The sequence below is a fragment of the Burkholderia sp. BCC0044 genome, assembly GCF_902832955.1.
GTDB lineage: Bacteria > Pseudomonadota > Gammaproteobacteria > Burkholderiales > Burkholderiaceae > Burkholderia.
This window is the reverse complement of the sequence record NZ_CADFDO010000003.1, coordinates 810,432-827,835: the sequence shown is the minus strand read 5'-3', so window position 1 is coordinate 827,835 and position 17,404 is coordinate 810,432. Positions and strand designations below refer to the sequence as shown.

General features: G+C 60.4%; 17 protein-coding genes. 15 read left to right on the top strand and 2 right to left on the bottom strand.

Going from position 1 to position 17,404, the window contains the following annotated elements:
* The first annotated feature begins 55 nt into the window (after nt 1-55).
* The 6 genes from HWX14_RS20700 to HWX14_RS20675 all read left to right on the top strand — a co-directional run bounded on the left by HWX14_RS20700 (nt 56) and on the right by HWX14_RS20675 (nt 5,575).
* Nucleotides 56-523 (top strand): MaoC family dehydratase, encoded by a 468-nt coding sequence (locus HWX14_RS20700; protein WP_175884261.1) that lies wholly within the window; start codon nt 56-58, stop codon nt 521-523.
* Between the two features lie 46 nt (nt 524-569).
* Nucleotides 570-2,270, top strand: a complete 1,701-nt coding sequence (locus tag HWX14_RS20695) for an alpha/beta fold hydrolase (RefSeq protein ID WP_175884260.1) — start codon at nt 570-572, stop codon at nt 2,268-2,270.
* A gap of 41 nt (nt 2,271-2,311) precedes the next feature.
* Nucleotides 2,312-2,731, top strand: a complete 420-nt coding sequence (phaP, locus tag HWX14_RS20690) for a TIGR01841 family phasin (RefSeq protein ID WP_059863597.1) — start codon at nt 2,312-2,314, stop codon at nt 2,729-2,731.
* Nucleotides 2,732-2,842: 111 nt separating this feature from the next.
* Nucleotides 2,843-3,634 (top strand): poly(3-hydroxyalkanoate) depolymerase, encoded by a 792-nt coding sequence (phaZ, locus tag HWX14_RS20685; protein ID WP_347879830.1) that lies wholly within the window; start codon nt 2,843-2,845, stop codon nt 3,632-3,634.
* Complete coding sequence (locus tag HWX14_RS20680) at nt 3,628-4,920, top strand: DUF445 family protein (protein WP_244130286.1); 1,293 nt, start codon at nt 3,628-3,630, stop codon at nt 4,918-4,920. The genes phaZ and HWX14_RS20680 overlap by 7 nt, the downstream gene beginning before the upstream one ends.
* Nucleotides 4,921-5,125: 205 nt before the next feature.
* Nucleotides 5,126-5,575: a DUF4442 domain-containing protein gene (locus HWX14_RS20675; RefSeq protein WP_175884259.1), complete on the top strand. Its 450-nt coding sequence runs from the start codon at nt 5,126-5,128 to the stop codon at nt 5,573-5,575.
* 127 nt (nt 5,576-5,702) lie between these two features.
* Here HWX14_RS20675 and HWX14_RS20670 read toward each other — a convergent pair whose 3' ends face one another.
* Together HWX14_RS20670 and HWX14_RS20665 are read right to left on the bottom strand one after the other, a co-directional pair.
* Complete coding sequence (locus HWX14_RS20670) at nt 5,703-6,167, bottom strand: two pore domain potassium channel family protein (RefSeq protein ID WP_175884258.1); 465 nt, start codon at nt 6,165-6,167, stop codon at nt 5,703-5,705.
* A gap of 87 nt (nt 6,168-6,254) precedes the next feature.
* A complete protein-coding gene (locus HWX14_RS20665; protein WP_175884257.1) occupies nt 6,255-7,496 on the bottom strand; it encodes a helix-turn-helix domain-containing protein in 1,242 nt (413 codons plus the stop codon).
* 713 nt (nt 7,497-8,209) lie between these two features.
* Here HWX14_RS20665 and HWX14_RS20660 point away from each other — a divergent pair.
* From HWX14_RS20660 to HWX14_RS20620, 9 genes are all read left to right on the top strand, one after another.
* Complete coding sequence (locus HWX14_RS20660) at nt 8,210-8,479, top strand: YtcA family lipoprotein (protein ID WP_175884256.1); 270 nt, start codon at nt 8,210-8,212, stop codon at nt 8,477-8,479.
* A 14-nt stretch (nt 8,480-8,493) separates the two neighbouring features.
* Complete coding sequence (gene mdtN / locus HWX14_RS20655; RefSeq protein ID WP_175884255.1) at nt 8,494-9,549, top strand: multidrug transporter subunit MdtN; 1,056 nt, start codon at nt 8,494-8,496, stop codon at nt 9,547-9,549.
* A 7-nt stretch (nt 9,550-9,556) separates the two neighbouring features.
* Complete coding sequence (gene mdtO, locus HWX14_RS20650) at nt 9,557-11,653, top strand: multidrug efflux transporter permease subunit MdtO (protein ID WP_175884254.1); 2,097 nt, start codon at nt 9,557-9,559, stop codon at nt 11,651-11,653.
* The gene (locus tag HWX14_RS20645; protein ID WP_175884253.1) at nt 11,650-13,134 is read left to right on the top strand and encodes an MdtP family multidrug efflux transporter outer membrane subunit; all 1,485 of its coding nucleotides are present in this window, start codon (nt 11,650-11,652) and stop codon (nt 13,132-13,134) included. The genes mdtO and HWX14_RS20645 overlap by 4 nt, the downstream gene beginning before the upstream one ends.
* 8 nt (nt 13,135-13,142) lie before the next feature.
* Complete coding sequence (locus HWX14_RS20640) at nt 13,143-13,604, top strand: MarR family transcriptional regulator (protein WP_244130285.1); 462 nt, start codon at nt 13,143-13,145, stop codon at nt 13,602-13,604.
* A gap of 97 nt (nt 13,605-13,701) precedes the next feature.
* Complete coding sequence (locus tag HWX14_RS20635; RefSeq protein WP_175884251.1) at nt 13,702-14,343, top strand: paraquat-inducible protein A; 642 nt, start codon at nt 13,702-13,704, stop codon at nt 14,341-14,343.
* The gene (locus HWX14_RS20630) at nt 14,340-14,981 is read left to right on the top strand and encodes a paraquat-inducible protein A (protein WP_175884250.1); all 642 of its coding nucleotides are present in this window, start codon (nt 14,340-14,342) and stop codon (nt 14,979-14,981) included. Before HWX14_RS20635 ends, HWX14_RS20630 begins: the two co-directional genes overlap by 4 nt.
* On the top strand, nt 14,974-16,614 hold the full coding sequence (locus HWX14_RS20625) for an MlaD family protein (protein ID WP_175884249.1): 1,641 nt from the start codon (nt 14,974-14,976) through the stop codon (nt 16,612-16,614). The genes HWX14_RS20630 and HWX14_RS20625 overlap by 8 nt, the downstream gene beginning before the upstream one ends.
* Nucleotides 16,611-17,306 (top strand): PqiC family protein, encoded by a 696-nt coding sequence (locus HWX14_RS20620; protein ID WP_175884248.1) that lies wholly within the window; start codon nt 16,611-16,613, stop codon nt 17,304-17,306. Before HWX14_RS20625 ends, HWX14_RS20620 begins: the two co-directional genes overlap by 4 nt.
* The last annotated feature ends 98 nt before the right edge of the window (nt 17,307-17,404 follow it).

Below are 17,404 nucleotides of genomic sequence, written 5' to 3'. Positions count from 1 at the left end.
ACACGGCCGGAACGGTGTTCCGGCATTGTCTGATATCTGGATTCCAGGGGGCACGATGGGTATCAAGGAATACAGCGTTGCGACGATCGAGGATTTCATTGGGCACGAGCTGGGCGTGTCTGGTTGGGTTCTGATCGATCAGGAGCGAATCAACGACTTCGCGAAATGTACTGGCGACCACCAATGGATCCATACGGACTTGGTGCGGGCCGAACGCGAGAGTCCGTATGGCGGAACCATCGCGCATGGTTATCTGACGCTTTCCCTGTTGGCTGCGCTGGCAATCGAGATCGGCGCTATTCCGCATGACGCAGCGGCCGGGCTCAACTATGGACTGGACAAGGTTCGGTTCATGACACCGGTCAGGGCCGGCAAGCGTGTGCGTAGCAGGATGACTCTCGCGTCGGTTGAGAAGCGGGAGGGCGGACGTCGCGTCATCCTCAAGACGGTGAGTGAACTTGAAATCGAGGGCGAGGACAAGCCGGCCCTGATCGCGGAGTCTCTGGTCATGCTGGTTGTGTGACTGGCACAGGAAACGACGCGAGCCACCCTGTTCAAGGAGCATCGAGATGACAAGAAATACCGACGGTGAGCCGCGCAACGAGGCGGCCGATGATCTTGCCGCGGCGGCTGCAGAAGGCATGCTCGGGCCGAACCCATTCGTCGGGCTGCGGTCGTCCGATATTGTGGCGACCACTCAGTTGATCGGGGCACAAGCGCTGAGGCAACCTTCGCTTGTTCTGGAGCAAGAAGCCGCGCTTGTTCGCGATCTCGTGGCAGCTCTGTGCGGCGCGGAATTTAACGCTTCGAAAGGTGACAAGCGCTTCGCGGACCCGGCCTGGCATGAGAACGCGATGTACCGATTGACGATGCAAGGCTATCTTGCATGGCGCAACGCGCTGTCAGGGTTCGTCGAGCGTTCTGCACTGGATCCGAAAAGCAAGGAGCGCGCGCTGTTCGTGATGTCGTTGTTCACGGAAGCGCTGTCGCCCACGAACACACTGTTGGGCAATCCTGCGGTAATGAAGAAGATCGTCGAATCAGGTGGCGCGAACCTCATCGGAGGTATGAGGAACTTCCTGGTAGACATGTTGCAGAACCAGGGGATGCCGTCGCAGGTCGACAAGACAGCGTTCAAGGTTGGAGAAAATCTCTCTACCTCGCCGGGGGCGGTGGTGTTTCGCAACGAAGTGCTGGAATTGATCCAGTACGCGCCGGCGACAGATCATGTTCATTGTCGCCCTCAGTTGATCGTGCCGCCGCAAATCAACAAGTTCTATGTGTTTGATTTGGCGAAGGGTAAGAGCATCGTGGAGTTCCTCGTCAAGAACGAGTTTCAGGTGTTCGTCGTGAGCTGGCGCAATCCCACTGCGCGACAAAGCCATTGGGATCTCGATACCTACGTCGGTGCACTGCTTGAAGCGATCGAGGCGGTGCGCGAAATTACTGGAAGTGAGGATGTCAACCTCCACGGTGCGTGTTCCGGGGCAATGGCCATTTCCGCGCTCCTGGGCTATCTGGCTGCTGGAAACGAAAAGATGGTCAATGCGGCGACCCTGATGGTGGCCGTGCTCGACAATTCAACGGATTCGCAGCTTGGTCTTTTCGCGACACCGGAGGCCATTGAAGCAGCAAAGCAGAACAGTCGGTCGAAGGGCGTACTCTCAGGAGAGGAGATGGGACGTGTCTTCGCATGGATGCGTCCCAACGATCTGGTGTGGAACTACTGGGTCAACAACTATCTGTTGGGTAAGGCGCCCCCGGCCTTCGACGTTCTCTACTGGAACAACGACACGACGCGGCTGCCGGCGCGTCTGCATGGTCAACTGCTGGACATCTTCTCGGGGAATCTGTTTAGCAAACCGAATGCGTTGACGGTACTTGGCACTCCGATCGACCTGTCGGGCGTGACCTGCGACAAGTATGTCGTCGCCGGCATGACCGATCACATTACGCCGTGGAAAGGCGTCTACAACACAGCTCGCACCTTCGGCGGCAATACGCGATTTGTATTGAGTTCAAGCGGGCACATCCAGAGCCTGGTCAATCCGCCCGGCAATCCGAAGGCGAAGTACTTCCTGAATCCCGAGTTGCCGGCAAGCGCTGATGCGTGGCTCGAGCGCTCGCAGCCGGAAAAGGACTCGTGGTGGGGCAACTGGGTGGACTGGTTGCGCGAGCGTTCCGGCGAACGACGCGCGGCACCTGCCGTGCTGGGTAGCGAACGTTACCCCTCAGGCGCAAAGGCGCCAGGTACGTATGTGAGCGCGTGACCGATCACATTCTTTCAACGTCGAACAGTGGAGATTCCTATATGGATCCGACCAACGTCAAGAGCATTTTTTCGGAGTACACGAAGGTTATCGGGCAGTTCAAGTTGCCGGGTATCGATCCCGGTGCGCTGCTCGAATCCAGTCGCAAAGACATCGAAGCGCTTGCCGCGGCGAATACGACCGCGCTCGGGGGAATGCAATCGCTGGTCGAGAAGCAGGCCGAGATTTTGCAGACGACGCTCACGGAATTGCAGTCGTTCGTTACGAACCTGGCAGCTTCCGGCGATTCCCCGAAGAATGCGGGCGAGCTGGTTCAACAGGCTCTGCATAAGGCGATGGTCGATATGCGCGAACTCGCAGACACGGCGTATCGCACGCAGTCAGACAGCATCGCCGTGATCACTAAGCGGGTGGCGGGACACGTCGAGGAACTGAAGGCTACCTTGGCGGCGAAGAAGTAGCGTGATGCCGGGATTCGGCTTGCCGAATCCCTTATGGAAAACTTGCAGGAAGGTCGCCGTATGTCAGAGACGTGCACGTCATTCGAATCGACTTGTGGCATGCAGATCAGAATGATTGATCTGGATGGCCAGATGCTCAGAGTCGCCACGCGGCAAGGGAGCAGCGTATCACCGCCGCTTGTCATCTTCAATGGCATCGGCGCCAATCTCGAACTCGTCGAGCCGTTCGTTGCAGCGCTCGGAGATATAGGTGTCGTCATTTTTGACATCCCTGGCGTGGGAGGCTCTCCCGTGCCGATTGTGCCCTATCGATTCTCGTCGCTGTCGGTCTTGACGGACAAACTGCTGTCGAGACTGGGGTACGATGGGCCCGTAGATGTGCTTGGCGTGTCGTGGGGAGGCGCACTGGCGCAACAGTTCGCACATCTGTACCCCGATCGCTGTCGTCGACTGATTCTCGCATCGACGTCTCCGGGTGTCATCATGGTGCCGGGCAAGCTGTCCGTGTTGTCGAAGATGATCGGCCCGAGACGCTATACCGATCCAGACTATCTCGAGAGAGTTGGCGGAGAGATCTACGGCGGGGTGTACCGGAAAGATCCTTCACTGCTCAAGTCGCATAGCCAACACATTCAACCTCCGCGTGGGCGCGGCTATCTCTATCAACTACTGGCCGTAACGGGATGGAGCAGTTTGCCGTGGCTCGGCACATTGCGCCAGACAACGCTCGTCATGCACGGCAACGACGACCCAATTGTGCCTTTGACGAACGCGAAAATTCTCGTGGCGCGTATCCGGCACGCGACGTTGCATGTTGTCGACGATGGGCACTTGTTTCCGATCACGCGTGCGAGAGAGGTGGCACCCGTGGTGACGAGATTTCTTCAGCAGGCGGAATGTTGAATGTCTTCGCAAAGGGCGGGGAGGCTGCGAGCCGCTCGGCGACGGGCGCCACCGAACATGAGGGCGCGTTGCGCCTTATCCGGATGCGGCGAATTGCGACGTACCTGCTTACGGGAATGGCAGTTCTGTTGATCGTGAGCGTAACGTGGCGGCGGAACTATCCATGGCTTTCATGGCTGCAGGCTTTCTCTGAAGCCGGCCTGGTTGGCGCGATCGCGGATTGGTATGCTGTTGTTTCATTGTTTCGGCGTCCGTTCGGCTTGCCTATTCCGCATACAGGCATCGTACCCAAGAATCAGAATCGGATCGCTGAGAGTCTTGGTAGTTTCGTTGAGAGGAACTTCCTGGAGCCCGAACTTATTGCGAGTCGACTGAGCAACTACAACGCCGCGCAAGCCGTGGCCGTGTGGATCTCAGAACCGGAGAATCAGAGAACAATTGCCGATGTCGCGAGTACGTCGCTGCCGGGTCTGTTGAGTGAGATTGACGAAGCAGATATCGGATATTGCTTCGATTACGTAGTCAGGCCGCAATTGCGCACGCTCGATGTGTGCCGGATCGCTGGATTCATTGCAAAGGCCATGGTCGAGAGAAAGCTTCATCAGTCGCTACTCGACCAGGGACTGCCGGTAGTGGAGAAGTGGTTAATGAACAATGCCGGTGTCATCGGAGCCAAATTCAGTGCGGCGTCGAGATATACGCCCGCGCCATTTGATGCTTACATCGTTCGAAAATTTCTAGAAGGGATTGTCGCGCTGCTTCGCGAAGTTGCATCAGATCCCGAGCACGAGCTCCGACGACAGTTCGATGCTGGCATCCAGCATTGGATTGCCCAGTTGCTTACTTCACCCGCGTTGAGGCGCGCAGGACGACTGGTGGTGCGTGACTTTGTTGGTCGTTTCGGGAACGAGGACGTCTATCGCATCTTATTGGAGTACTTTCGCCGGCAGGTGGAAAGCGATCTCGAGCGCGAGCGTTCCGTGATTCGTGGTGCTATCGGCAGTCTCCTTGGTTCCCTGGGTGCAACCTTGAGCAGGGAGCCGGCGATTCAGCGCAAACTTAACGCGTGGTTGCGCATGCTTGCTCGTGAACTGATCGTACGTCATCGACATCAATTGTCACTGTTGATCGTCGAGGTCGTGAAAGGCTGGGATACAGAGATGGTGAGCCGGAAGGTCGAATCCGAGATCGGTTGTGACCTTCAATATATCCGGATCAATGGCACGTTCGTTGGCGGAATCGTGGGGGTGTTGCTTCACGCATCCGTACTTATGCTCGTGGCTTGACGTATCGAATTCCAGCGATCATTACCTATGGCGATTTCCGTGGCAATCGGAGCCATCGAGGAGATTTGACCGATCACCACCCATGTTAGCAAGATCAGGCAGCAATGTTCCCGCGCGTCCGAGATCTTCCGATCAGGGCTTCAGCCACTGAAGTCATTCCTCCGCTGCTAAAACCGTCCAGACAGAGATCTAAGCAGGAGATTATATGAAGAAATTGGCGTTCAATGCCTTTATTCTGACCAAGGTGCCGATCGCTTGGATCGCTGGTGTGAGAATTCGCCATCTGGACAATAGATCCTGCCAGATGGAAGTGAAATTTGGTTGGCTGAACCAGAACCCGTTCAAGAGCATGTTCTGGGCGGTGGAGGGAATGGCAGCCGAGTTCTCGACAGGCACCCTTTGTATATCCAAGATTCGGGCGTCGAAGCGACGAATCGCTGTGCTGGTCGTTAATCTGGAAGCCAGATTCACCAAGAAGGCAGTCGGGAAGATAATTTTTAGTTGTGACCAAGGCGTAGATGTAGACGCCATAATTGAAAATGCTATCAATACCAGGGAACCACAGGTTCTCCGGATGCGGAGTGTGGGAATCGACGGTCAGGGTGATCTGGTTGCCGAGTTTGTCTTCACATGGAGCTTCAAAGCGAATAAATAGGGGCTATTCGAGACCTCTATCCGGCACCCATATTCGTTGCGGACGTCTCGGTAACGTGCAATTCGTGGAGGTATCAGGCACACCCACGCATATCGATATCCGATGGATCATGCGTGGTGTGCACCCGCTAGCGGGACGGTGGCGGACGTTGTAGCGTCTGAGTGATCGCTGAGAAGTCGGCCTGAATTACGGCGAAAATGAATGCAGTCGACATGCCAAACAGCAGCACGCCGTCGGATGACTCGATCGCACCCAGCATCCGCCAATTTTCGGTCAGTGAGAGGCCCGACGCGCCGCGTGTCGCCATCGTATCGATCGAGAAGAACAGCGCGTCGCCAAACGAGCCAATGGCTTTGAGCTGGACGAAAACAATGGCCCATATGGCCGCCTCCAACGTGTGGAGTAGGCCAAGAGCGATGCAGACGAAGGCGACGATGCCAACCAGTTTTCGCAGTTGTGTGTGAATGGTATGGCGTTGCATGTCGAGCGCGCAGCGTAGTCGACGTGCGATGACGGCGAGAAATACCATAGCTGCCGCATGAACCAGAATGTTGGCCATGCCGAGAAGCACGCCGATCGTCCAGCTTTCCATGGTGATGTTGTCGTGAGGGAGCGTGGAGGAGAACGGAACAGGATGCTGTCCCGCGAAGTAAATACGCGGGCAAGCCATCAACGACCGTCATTTGGCCGAGGTGCGCAACTTGAGCGCAATATCTAGTTTTGAGATCCAGCTAGAGTCGTCCAGACGCGCGCCGAGCATGTTTTCGATGCGCTCAAGGCGGTAATTGAGCGTGTTGGGATGGATCCCCAGGACACTCGCCGTTGCCTTGCGCCGCTGAAGTTGATTGAAGAAAGTGCGGAGTGTTTCGAGTAAGTCGGGCTCGCTGGCCAATTGGTCGATTAGCGATGTCAGATAGGTAAGCGCGCGTTTCGTGCCGCGTATGCTTTCCTCAACCGCGATCTCCGAGTACAGACGTACGCGCTCGTTATCTACATGCTCCCGGCCAAAGCTGAGCGCCCGGCTCGCTTCATTGGCGGACATCGCCCAGCCTGGCGCACCTTCTCCCGGCAGCCCGATGCCGATGGCCTTGACTTCCGGTAGTGCGTCCGCAATCGAGGCGATTTGCCGTGCCAGTTGAAGATCACTTTTCCAGGTTGCCTCGTCAGGCCGCATGGGTATCCATATGAGCAATTGCCCACGAAACCAGACGTCGAAGATATCGTCGACGGGCAGCCGTAGGCGTCGGGCGGTTGCTGCTACGACACGCTCGATCTCATTCTTGAAATTGGCCGAATTGCTGTCGATTGATTCGATGTCGACGGCCAGAGCGGTTCGTGGTACCGAGACGTCGAGGCGCAGCGCAGCCGCGGTCTTGTCGAATTCATCGGTATCGTCTGGAAAGTTGAAGATGATGCCGTGCAACTGATAGCGCAACGATTCCCGCCAACGCGCCTGTTTGTATTGTTCTTCGAGGAAGGTCTGGGCCATTTCCTGCGACAGGATGTCGAAGAACTCCATCAGATACGGGGAGATTCGGAACAGGAGGTCGTCTCGAAGCGTGTCGTTTTTTTCCGCGAGACCAATATAGAAGCACCACAGTTCACGGGATCCAAGCCGGAATGCGCGCAACAGCGATTCGAGCGGAACGCCTTGGTAGACGCGCCGACGCCCATGTGCGCGGAACTCCTCAAGCGCCGCATCCGACGGCATCGTGCCCGATAGCAGGCTGTCGAGCCAAAGCTGTGACGACAGCGCGATCTGATCACGGATGTCCAGCTTCGTCGTCGAATCGAGATCAGCATAGGGTTTGACATTCATTAGCGCCCTGTATACCCGCTCGATGAAGTCGGCGTTGTGCTCGGCAATGCCCGTGATCCACTGACGCAAGGCCGGCGAAATGTCGGGAATGGCTGTAGTCATGCGATTTCGCTCCTAGCGACGGCTTCGCGCGGCTGGATCGTGTGCCGGAGACACTGACGGGCACGTTCGAGACGATTGCGCGGCTTGATGGTGACGAGACGGATACCAAAGCATACGTCTTCGAGGAGGCTGACAGGGCCAATTCCAATCATTTTCGTTGACGATGCACGGCCGTCACATCCGGGAGCGTGCGTTGTCGTCTCTGCACGATCAGTCTTCACGTACCCGTCGGGGAGGGAGTTGATCACGTGTCAGCCGACACCTGATGGAGGGCGTCGCAGATTTTCACCGCAAGTTTGCCCTCAAACGCTAACGGACATTTTTATAGTCAACATCGGTTTGCGACGTCAACATAAATATTAGTCGCACTCGATGGACGAGTCGTGGCGATGCGATGTGTGAGCGCAGGCGTGATCGTTCATTGTTTGATTCGACAAATTGTTTTGTGTATTTCCACAAATTTGTGAGAACGCACAATCGCAATAGTTCATTTCACGGTTTTATCGGAGCCGCGACGCGATTACCATCCCGAAGCGAGTCGCGCGTTGCTGATGTGCGATCCGCCATGTGCTCTCGGCGCGGAGGCAGAAGGGAGGCGTGGCGTCGAGCAGCACGTGCCCCGGCCTTCTCTCGTCGCGCTCATTCGAGCGCCGAATCAATCCCCGCGTCATGTCGTCATGCCGCCTTCGTCCGTTGCCTTGAGTCATTTGCCGATGCGTCTGTCTATCTCCCTGAGTTTCGTTTCGATTGGGGCCAGCGTGCTGCTGGGAGGATGTGCGGCCGCACCGTCGGTTGCCGTGTTCGGCGCGGCCTTTCCCGACTGGCTGTTCTGTATCGTTGTCGGCGTGCTGGCGACCTCGATCGTCCACGTCGTGCTGGGCAAACGCGGCAAGCGGGCGCTGCTCGCGCCGTTGGCGATTAGCTATCCCTCGCTCGCCGCCGCGTTCGCGATGGCGTTCTGGCTGCTCTTCTTTCCCCACTGATTCCGCGTACCGTTATGTCCGACGCTTCCGGCGCATCGCGCAAAAAGTCCCTGCCTGCATGGCTCATCGTGATTGTCGCGCTGGTGTTGCTCGGCGTCGTCGTGTGGCGTCTCGACCAGTCGCCGACGACCGATGACGCATACGTCTACGCGGACACGATCAACGTCGTGCCGGAGGTCAACGGTAAGATCGTCGAGATGCCGGTGCGCGACAACCAGCCGGTGAAGCAGGGCGATCTGCTGTTCCGGATCGATCCTCGGCCGTACCAGAACGCGCTGAACCAGGCCCGCGCACGGCTGGTTACGCTCGACAAGCAGATTGGGCTGACGCAACGCACGGTCAATGCGCAGCAGTACAACGCAGATTCCGTCAAGGCGGCGGTCGAACGCTCGCGCGCGCAGGCCGTGCAGGCAGCCGACACGCTGCACCGGATGGAGCCGCTTCTCGCGCCGGGCTATACGTCCGCGGAGGACGTCGACCGGGCACGAACCGCGCAGCGCGCGGCGCAGGCGGAGCTGAACGCGGCGATGCTTCAGGCGCAGCAGGCAGCTGCGGCGGTGAGCGGCGTGGATGCGCTGGTCGCGCAGCGTGCGGAAGTCGAGGCGCAGATCGCGATCGCCGAATTGAATCTCGAGTACACCGAAGTTCGAGCGCCGTTCGACGGACGGGTGGCTTCCCTGCGCACGACGGTCGGCCAGTTCGCTTCGGCGCTCAAGCCGGTCTTTACGCTGATCGACACGCGTCATTGGTACGTTGTAGCGAATTTTCGCGAAACCGATCTGAAGGGCGTACGTGCCGGAATGGCTGCCACCGTCTATCTGACGAGTGATACCGGAAAACGCTTCGGCGGTACGATCGATTCGATCAGCTACGGCGTGCTGCCCGACGACGGTGGCGTGGTGCTGGACGGGTTGCCACGCGTGGCGCGCAGCATCAACTGGGTGCATGTGTCGCAGCGCTTCCCGGTCAAGATCGCGGTGCGTGATCCGGATCCAAACCTGTTCCGGGTCGGCACCTCGGCGGTCGCGACGCTCAGGCGCGACTCCGCTGTACACGACACGGCACGGTGAGCGCGGCATGAGCACCGCGCAATTATCGCCGAGCTGTCTGCAGCGCTTCGTGGACTTCGTCGGTGGAGAGATTCGCCCGTACCCGGGGCGCATGAACGTGATGCTGCGTTGCGTGCTCGCCAGCGCGCTCGTTATCGTTGCGTCGATGGCGCTTCAGGTGCCGCTGCTCGCGGTGTCGCTGATCGTGGTGTTCTTCGTGACGCAGGCGAACGTCGTGGTGACGCGCCTGATCGGCATCCTGTTCGTCGTCGGGTCGACGCTCGCCGTCGGCAGCTCGATCCTGGTGTTCAAGTTCACCTACGACTATCCGCTGTTGCGGATACTACTAGCCGGTGCGCTGTTTTTCTTCAGCGTCTACATGATGCGGGTGGCGAAGATCGGCGTGGTGTTCTTCGTCGTTGCCATCGTTATCATTTACTCGCAGACCTTCGTCGACCAAACCGACCAGGCTGAACTGCTGGTGCGCGCCGTGCTCTGGGTATGGGTCGCAGTCAACTATGCGATCGCGGTGACGCTCCTGATTAATACGCTGTTCCTGCCGATAGAACCGGCGCGTCAGCTCCGTGCGGCCCTGTGTGGGCAACTGAATGCCGTCGACGCGCGTTTGATCGCGCTCGAACAGCGCGTACCGACGCTGAGCGGCCCGACGGCACGCGACATCCAGGTGGGTGCGCTGACGCTGCAGAAGCTGCTCCGCTTCGCGACGATGCGCGATCCCGCTTACCGTGCGAGCCAGGCATTGCATCTCGCTCGAGTGGTGACGGTGTCGCGCCTGTACGCGGCGGCAGGTCATCTTCCACCCTCGGCCACTGGATCGGTGGCCGACGCGCTTCCGGTGCTGCGCGATGCCGTCCGACGGCTGGCCGATGCGGCTGGGACGGACGCCCGTTTTGTCTCGCCGGACGCGCTGGTTGGACTGGCGTCGGAAGGGTTGCCTGGCGCGCTGGCGGAAATGCGCGACGCGTTGCTGACGTTCTCGGACCGTTCGGCCGCACCACCCGAAGCTCAATCCACAGCCGAGAAGGAACGCATGCTGGTGCCGGATGCCGTCAGTAATCCCGTCTATGCGCAGTTCGCACTGAAAACGCTGATGGCGGCCATGTGCAGCTACGTCTTCTACGTCGCGACCGACTGGCAGGGCATTCATACGATGATGCTGACCTGCTTGATCGTCGCGCAACCGAGTCTCGGCGCATCGGCGCAGCGTGCCGTGCTGCGGATCGGTGGAGCGGCGGTCGGCAGCGTGCTGGCGCTCGCGATGGTTGTCTGGGGCATGCCACATCTGGACGGCATTGTTGGCTTGCTGATGATGACGTTGCCAGTGATCGCGCTGGCCGCATGGGTGTCGGCGGGCTCAGAGCGCATCAGTTATGCGGGTACGCAAATCATGTTTACGTTCTCGCTGGCAGTGCTTGAGCACTTTGGCCCGACCACGAATCTCACGGAAATTCGGGACCGGATGATCGGCATCCTGCTGGGCGTCGTCGTGTCCTCGGTCGCTCATGCGTTTCTATGGCCAGAGGCCGAGGGTGAGGCGTTGCGTCAGCGTGCGGCGAAGCTGCTGCGCCGCATTGGTACGCATCTTCGCTCGGATACAACCGGGCCGGTCCCGATCGGCCTGTGGGCCGAACTGGGCGACAACGAGGCGATGTCGGCACGTGTCGCGCTCGAACCGGGGTGGCAGATGGCGGACGGCGAACACGAAGGCCTGACTTTGCGTGTGCAGACCTTGCTGGCTCGCACACGGGAAATCCTGTTGGCGACCGATGCGTTCGCCGCGGAGCGGGACGCACGGCACCTGCCGGCGGAGGTCACTGTCGCAACAGCAGCGTTCCAGGCCGAGCTCGCCGGTGCACTCGACAGTTATTCAGACGCGCTGGTCGAGCACCCGTTGACGATTGACGCGCCACCACGTGCATCGATCGCAGCTCTCTCGGATCGCTGCACGGAGGATCTGTCGGCCCGCCGGGGCGATGCGTCGCAGATGGCGTATGACCGACTGCTGACCCGCGCCGGCGATCTCGCCGGCCAGATAGCGGGGCTACCCGCTTGGGCGCCTGAACCCGTCGCTTCCGTACTGACTTCCCGAGCTTCCCAAGCATGACCGATTCGTTGATTCGACCTTCCTGTTCGTCGTTGCGTCGCTTGGCCGTCGCGGCGATGCTGTGCGGGCTGTCCGCGTGTGCGCTGATTCGTCACGACGCCAAGCCCACGACGACACTCGATCCGAACCGGATCCACATCACTGACGATATACACCTGGCGCAGGACGGCTGGCCGTCAGCGCGCTGGTGGATGCGCTACGGCGATCCGCAGCTCGACTCGTTGGTCGGGCGGGCGTTGGCCGATTCACCGACGATGGCGATCGCTCGCACCCGCGTTTCGCAGGCCAAATCCGACGTCGATCTTGTGAAGGCGGGGACCAACCTGCAGGTGAGCGCGCTCGGGTCGGTGGATCGGGAGCGCGTGTCGAGCAACGGCTTCCTGGGCGCCTATTCCGGTAATCAGCCGCTGCTGGGCGCGACCGGACCCTGGTACACGGAAGGCATCGTTGGCCTGAGTGCGAGCCTGGATATCGATATCTGGGGCAAGCAGCGTGCGCAGGTCGAGGCCGCATTGGGTATGCACAACGCGCGGGTGGCCGAGACGTCGGCGATCGAGCTGGAGCTATCTGCAGACGTCGCGCAGCTCTACTACGGTATTCAAACGACCTATCGCCTCATCGGTCTGCTGGAACAATTGCATGATGTGGCCGCGTTCTCGATGGATGCGCACGCCGCGCGCGCCGCACGCGGGCTCGAGCCGCAGACGCAGGCGGAGCTCGCTCGCGCGCAGAAGCTGGCGACGGAGCGGCAGCTGGTGGCTGCACGCGGGCGCATCGTGCAGTTGCGTGAAGCGCTGCGTGCGCTGCTCGGTGCCGGGCCGACGGATCTGCCGGAGATCCGGCCCGTGCCGTTGCCGCAGCCGCCGTCGTCTCTGCCGACGACGCTGTCGTATGAACTGCTTGCGCGGCGCCCGGATTTGCAGGCGATGCGCTGGTATGTGGAAGCGTCGTTCGACAAGATCGACGCGGCGAAGGCCGCGTTCTATCCCAGTTTCGACATCAAGGCATTTTTCGGCGTCAATGCACTGCATCTGGGTGACCTGTTCACGCATGCGAGCCAGCAGATCAATCTCGTCCCCGGCCTGTACCTGCCGGTATTCGATGGCGGCCGACTCAACGCGAATCTCGGCAATGCGCGCCACGCGAGCAACCTGCTGATCCTGCAATACAACCAGTCGGTATTGAACGCCGTGCGCGACGTTGCCACGACGGGCAGCCAGCTGCAGGACCTTGACGCGGAAGCGAAGCTGCAGGCGCAGAAGATCCAGGCCGTGACGTTTGCGCAGGACAGCGCAGACGCGCATTACCGTAGCGGGCTGGGCAGTCGCCTGACCGCGGAGGAAGCGAAGCAGGCCGTGCTTCTGGAGCAGGTCGCACTGCTCGATCTCGACGGTCGTCGGATCGGCCAGGACATTGCATTGACCAAGGCGCTCGGCGGTGGCTACCGGTCGGATGCGCCTGTCGTCCTCAACCCGCGGTAATGCCCCTCATGTTCGAACAGTCACTACGATCGTCCGTTCGTGACGTGCCGCGCGAGGTCGACGGCTTTCGCACGATGATGGCCGTTCAGCTCTCGATTCGGAACGTATTGAACGAGAGAATGCTGACGGCGCTCGGGGTTCAATTCTCGCAGGGCAATGCGCTGGCCCATCTCGCGCGTAGCGACGCGATATCGTGCCAAGCGCTCGCGAAGTCGCTCGGTTGTGGAACGAGCCGTCTCACACGACTTGCCCAAGATCTGGAACGTCGAGGGCTGATCGTGAGGCATCGGGATAGCCGGGACCGCCGCGCGCTGAATCTATCGCTTACGCCGAAGGGGAGAGAGATCGCGGAGCGGGTTCCGCCCGTCGTCGCGGAGGCCGAGCGGATCGTGCTGGGGCGATTGTCTGAGGAGGAACGGATGTTTCTCAGACGATTTCTCCGGCGAATTATTTGTGAGATCGAGGCATGAAGGGTTGCGCCGCGACTGCGCCATGCCAATGGATTTGGACGCGTGCGTCGTCGATCCGTGGCCCATGGCCTGAAACCTGTAGAGCGAGTGTCGCCGCATGTCCCGCACTGTATTGATCGCTTGTCATACCTGCGACACGTTGCTACGCAAGCTGCCGCTTGCCGGGAACACGCAAGCACGCTGTCCGCGTTGCAATGAACTGCTTTATCGAGGCGGCGTTTTGCAACTCGACCGCGTCTGCGCGCTCACGCTGGCCGCGCTGATCACGTTCGTGATCGCGCAGGTTTTTCCGATTCTTGAAATGAACGTGAACGGCATGCACGTGCAGACGACGCTGCTCGGCGCGCTGGCGGCGTTGTGGAATCAGGGCATGGACCTCGTCGCGGCGATGGTGTTCTGCGCCACGTTGCTGTTTCCGCTTGCAGAGATGGCGGCGCTGCTCTATGTGATGCTGCCGCTACGCGCCGGTCGCATTCCACCCGGGTTCGGCATGGTACTGCGCTTGATCGGGCTGGTGCGTCCGTGGGGCATGATCGAGGTGTTCATGCTAGGTATTCTTGTCACGATCGTGAAGATGGTGAGCCTCGCGCGCGTGGTACCCGAGGCGGCGCTGTTCGCTTTCGCAGCGCTCACTTTGATGCTGACCGTCGTCGTGATGTTCGATCCGCGTGCTTTGTGGGATCTCGCTGACGAACTACGCGATGCGGCGCCCTCCGGCAACGAGGCGGCAATTCTATGAAGACGACGACTGCTGCTCGTGAGGGTATGGCGAGCTGCCACGTTTGCGGGCGAGTTCAGCCGCTCGCGGCGGATCCGCATGCAGTGTCGACGCATTGCACACGCTGCGGCACTGCGTTACACGTGCGCTTCCCGAGCAGCCTGGTGCGCACTTGGGCATTCCTGATCGCTGCCGTGATTTTGTACATACCGGCAAATCTGCTGCCGATGATGCGCACATCGTCGATCGTCGGTTCTCAGTCGGACACGATCATGAGCGGAGTCGTCTACTTCTGGGTGTCAGGCGACTGGCCGCTCGCAGTAGTCGTGTTCGTCGCTAGCATTCTCGTGCCGATGCTCAAACTCTGCGTGCTGCTCATCCTCGTGATCACCGCGCAATGCCGTGCTACCTGGCGGCCGATGCAGCGCACGACACTCTATCGAGTCGTCGAACACATTGGCCGCTGGTCGATGCTCGACATCTTCGTCGTCACGCTGACCGTCGCGCTCGTCCACTTCCGGTCACTCGCGGTCATCACCGCCGGACCTGGTGCGTTGGCATTCGGCTCGGTCGTGATTCTGACGATGATCGCTTCGCTGCAGTTCGATCCCCGCCTGATTTGGGATCCCGTCGAAATTTCTGGAACACGCCATGAATAGTCCGCAAAACCCGCAACGCGATTCGAACGCGGGTGCCGGTCAACCCCCGTCCATTGCTGATCCGGTGATCGCGAAGCGCGCCGGTTGGTTGCCGTCGCTTGTCTGGCTTGTGCCGCTGATCGCCGCCCTGATCGGCATTGGCCTTGTCGTCAAGTCGGTGCGCGAGCGTGGCCCGGAAATCACGATTAGCTTCATTAACGCCGAAGGACTTGAACCTGGTAAGACGCAGGTCAAGTACAAGGACGTCGAGGTCGGCACGGTCGACGCGATCCGGCTTGCGAAGGATCTGTCGCATGTACTGGTCGATGTCCGGCTCAAGAAGGAAGCAGAGGATTTCGCGGTAAAGGGATCGCGGTTCTGGGTCGTGCGTCCGCGTATCGGCGCGACTGGTGTGTCGGGGCTCGGCACGCTGCTGTCGGGCGCCTACATCGGCGTCGATGCCGGCCGCTCGAAAGACAGCGAGCGTGCGTTCACTGGTCTCGACACGCCACCCGCCGTGACTGGTGACCAGCGCGGCACGCAGTACACGCTGCGCGGCGACTCGCTCGGCTCAGTCGACATCGGCTCGCCCGTCTACTACCGGCGCGTGCAGGTCGGGCAGGTAGTTGGCTTCTCGCTGGACAAGCTCGGCACCGGCGTCACGTTCACGGTATTCGTCAACGCGCCCTACGACCAGTATGTTCACGAAAATTCGCGCTGGTGGCAGGCGAGCGGCTTCGATCTGCGTCTCGATTCGAGCGGCCTGAAACTGAACACGCAGTCGCTTGCCACAGTGATTCTAGGCGGCATCGCGTTCCAGTCTCCGGCCGACCAGTCGCCTGGGGACCTGGCTGCGCACGACACGGTATTCCAGCTCGCGTCGGACGAGGGGCAGGCGATGCGCGACCCCGACGGCGAACGGGTGCCGGTCGTGATGAATTTCAATCAGTCGCTGCGCGGACTTGCGGTGGGCGCGCCGATCGACTTCCGCGGCATCGTACTTGGCGAAGTGACGAATATCGGCATCGACTACGACGCGAAGGCGAAGAGCTTCAAGATGCCGGTGACGATGAATCTGTATCCGGAGCGGCTCGGCAAGAGTTTCCGGGACGCGATTCGCAGCAAGGGCGAACCGGAACGCCGGCAAATCCTGCAGAGGCTCGTTGAGCACGGGCTGCGAGGACAGTTGCGCACCGGCAACCTGCTAACGAGCCAACTGTACGTCGCGCTCGATTTCTTCCCGACGGCGCCGGCCGTGAAGCTTGACATTAGTCACGAGACGGTTGAGCTGCCGACGGTTGCGAACACGCTCGACGAACTGCAGTCGCAGGTGGCCGATATCGCGAAGAAGCTCGACAAGGTGCCGTTCGATCAGATTGGCGCGAACTTGAACAGCGCACTTGGCAATGCAGACAAGCTGTTCAAGCAGCTCGACACGCAGGTTGCGCCGCAGGCGCGCGACACGCTGTCGGCAGCCAAGCAGACCTTTACCGCTGCGGAGGTGACGCTACAGCAGGATTCACCGCTGCAGTCCGATGTGCGCGGCGCGTTGAAGGAACTCACGCATACGCTGCAGTCGCTCAACATGCTCGCCGATTACCTCGAGCGTCACCCCGAATCGCTGCTCAAGGGCAAGCCAGGAGATGAACAATGACGACACGAGTGAACAGTTTCGCGAGCGGCGCGGTGGCGGCGCTCGCCGCACTCGCGCTTGCCGCGTGCAGCTCGCCGCCCGCACGGTTCTACACGCTTAGCCCGGCCGACGCCGCGGCGCCGCTGAGCACCGCGCCGGCCAACCCGGCGTTCCTGATCGAGGTGCCGTCGGTCGGCGTGCCCGAGCAGGTCGCGAAGAGCCAACTGGTCGTGCAGAAGAATGCTGCGCAGGTCGACGTGCTCGAGGAGGAGCGCTGGGCGTCGCCGCCTGCCGACGAGATCCGCCGTGCGCTGTCGGACGATCTCGCCGCGCAGCTCGGCACGATCGACGTCGCGAATTCCGCGCGCCCGCCCGGCGTGCCCGTGTACCGCATCAGCGTGAATGTGCAGCGCTTCGAGTCGTCGCCGGGAAAGCGCGCCGCGGTCGAGGCCGTGTGGAGCGTGCGCGCGCTCGGCATGCAGGCCGTGATGGCCTGCCGCGCGAGCGTCGCGGAACCGGTTGCCGACGGCTACGACGCGCTCGTAGTCGGCCACCGGCGCGCACTTGCGGAACTGGCGAGTCAGATTACCCGGGGTGTCGAGGCGATAGAAGCATTGCGTATTCGATCCGTGAAAGCGCCTATGTCTCGTCAATCCAGGGAAGCGAACATGTCAATGGCTTCGACTGTACCTTGCCTCGATTTGCCGCACTGAATGCGCCTATCGGGCTGGTGCCGCAAAGCTTATCCGGGCTGTAAATGCGACGCAGACGTGGCAAGGGGCTATGACGTGATGAAAGTGCCGTCGATCCA

Excerpts from the sequence above, each read along its gene's own strand:
- HWX14_RS20700 (WP_175884261.1), top strand. The coding sequence starts at position 56 with ATGGGTATCAAGGAATACAGCGTTGCGACGATCGAGGATTTCATTGGG.
- HWX14_RS20695 (WP_175884260.1), top strand. The coding sequence starts at position 570 with ATGACAAGAAATACCGACGGTGAGCCGCGCAACGAGGCGGCCGATGAT.
- phaP (WP_059863597.1), top strand. The coding sequence starts at position 2,312 with ATGGATCCGACCAACGTCAAGAGCATTTTTTCGGAGTACACGAAGGTT.
- phaZ (WP_347879830.1), top strand. The coding sequence starts at position 2,843 with ATGATTGATCTGGATGGCCAGATGCTCAGAGTCGCCACGCGGCAAGGG.
- HWX14_RS20680 (WP_244130286.1), top strand. The coding sequence starts at position 3,628 with ATGTTGAATGTCTTCGCAAAGGGCGGGGAGGCTGCGAGCCGCTCGGCG.
- HWX14_RS20675 (WP_175884259.1), top strand. The coding sequence starts at position 5,126 with ATGAAGAAATTGGCGTTCAATGCCTTTATTCTGACCAAGGTGCCGATC.
- HWX14_RS20670 (WP_175884258.1), bottom strand. The coding sequence starts at position 6,167 with ATGGAAAGCTGGACGATCGGCGTGCTTCTCGGCATGGCCAACATTCTG.
- HWX14_RS20665 (WP_175884257.1), bottom strand. The coding sequence starts at position 7,496 with ATGACTACAGCCATTCCCGACATTTCGCCGGCCTTGCGTCAGTGGATC.
- HWX14_RS20660 (WP_175884256.1), top strand. The coding sequence starts at position 8,210 with ATGCGTCTGTCTATCTCCCTGAGTTTCGTTTCGATTGGGGCCAGCGTG.
- mdtN (WP_175884255.1), top strand. The coding sequence starts at position 8,494 with ATGTCCGACGCTTCCGGCGCATCGCGCAAAAAGTCCCTGCCTGCATGG.
- mdtO (WP_175884254.1), top strand. The coding sequence starts at position 9,557 with ATGAGCACCGCGCAATTATCGCCGAGCTGTCTGCAGCGCTTCGTGGAC.
- HWX14_RS20645 (WP_175884253.1), top strand. The coding sequence starts at position 11,650 with ATGACCGATTCGTTGATTCGACCTTCCTGTTCGTCGTTGCGTCGCTTG.
- HWX14_RS20640 (WP_244130285.1), top strand. The coding sequence starts at position 13,143 with ATGTTCGAACAGTCACTACGATCGTCCGTTCGTGACGTGCCGCGCGAG.
- HWX14_RS20635 (WP_175884251.1), top strand. The coding sequence starts at position 13,702 with ATGTCCCGCACTGTATTGATCGCTTGTCATACCTGCGACACGTTGCTA.
- HWX14_RS20630 (WP_175884250.1), top strand. The coding sequence starts at position 14,340 with ATGAAGACGACGACTGCTGCTCGTGAGGGTATGGCGAGCTGCCACGTT.
- HWX14_RS20625 (WP_175884249.1), top strand. The coding sequence starts at position 14,974 with ATGAATAGTCCGCAAAACCCGCAACGCGATTCGAACGCGGGTGCCGGT.
- HWX14_RS20620 (WP_175884248.1), top strand. The coding sequence starts at position 16,611 with ATGACGACACGAGTGAACAGTTTCGCGAGCGGCGCGGTGGCGGCGCTC.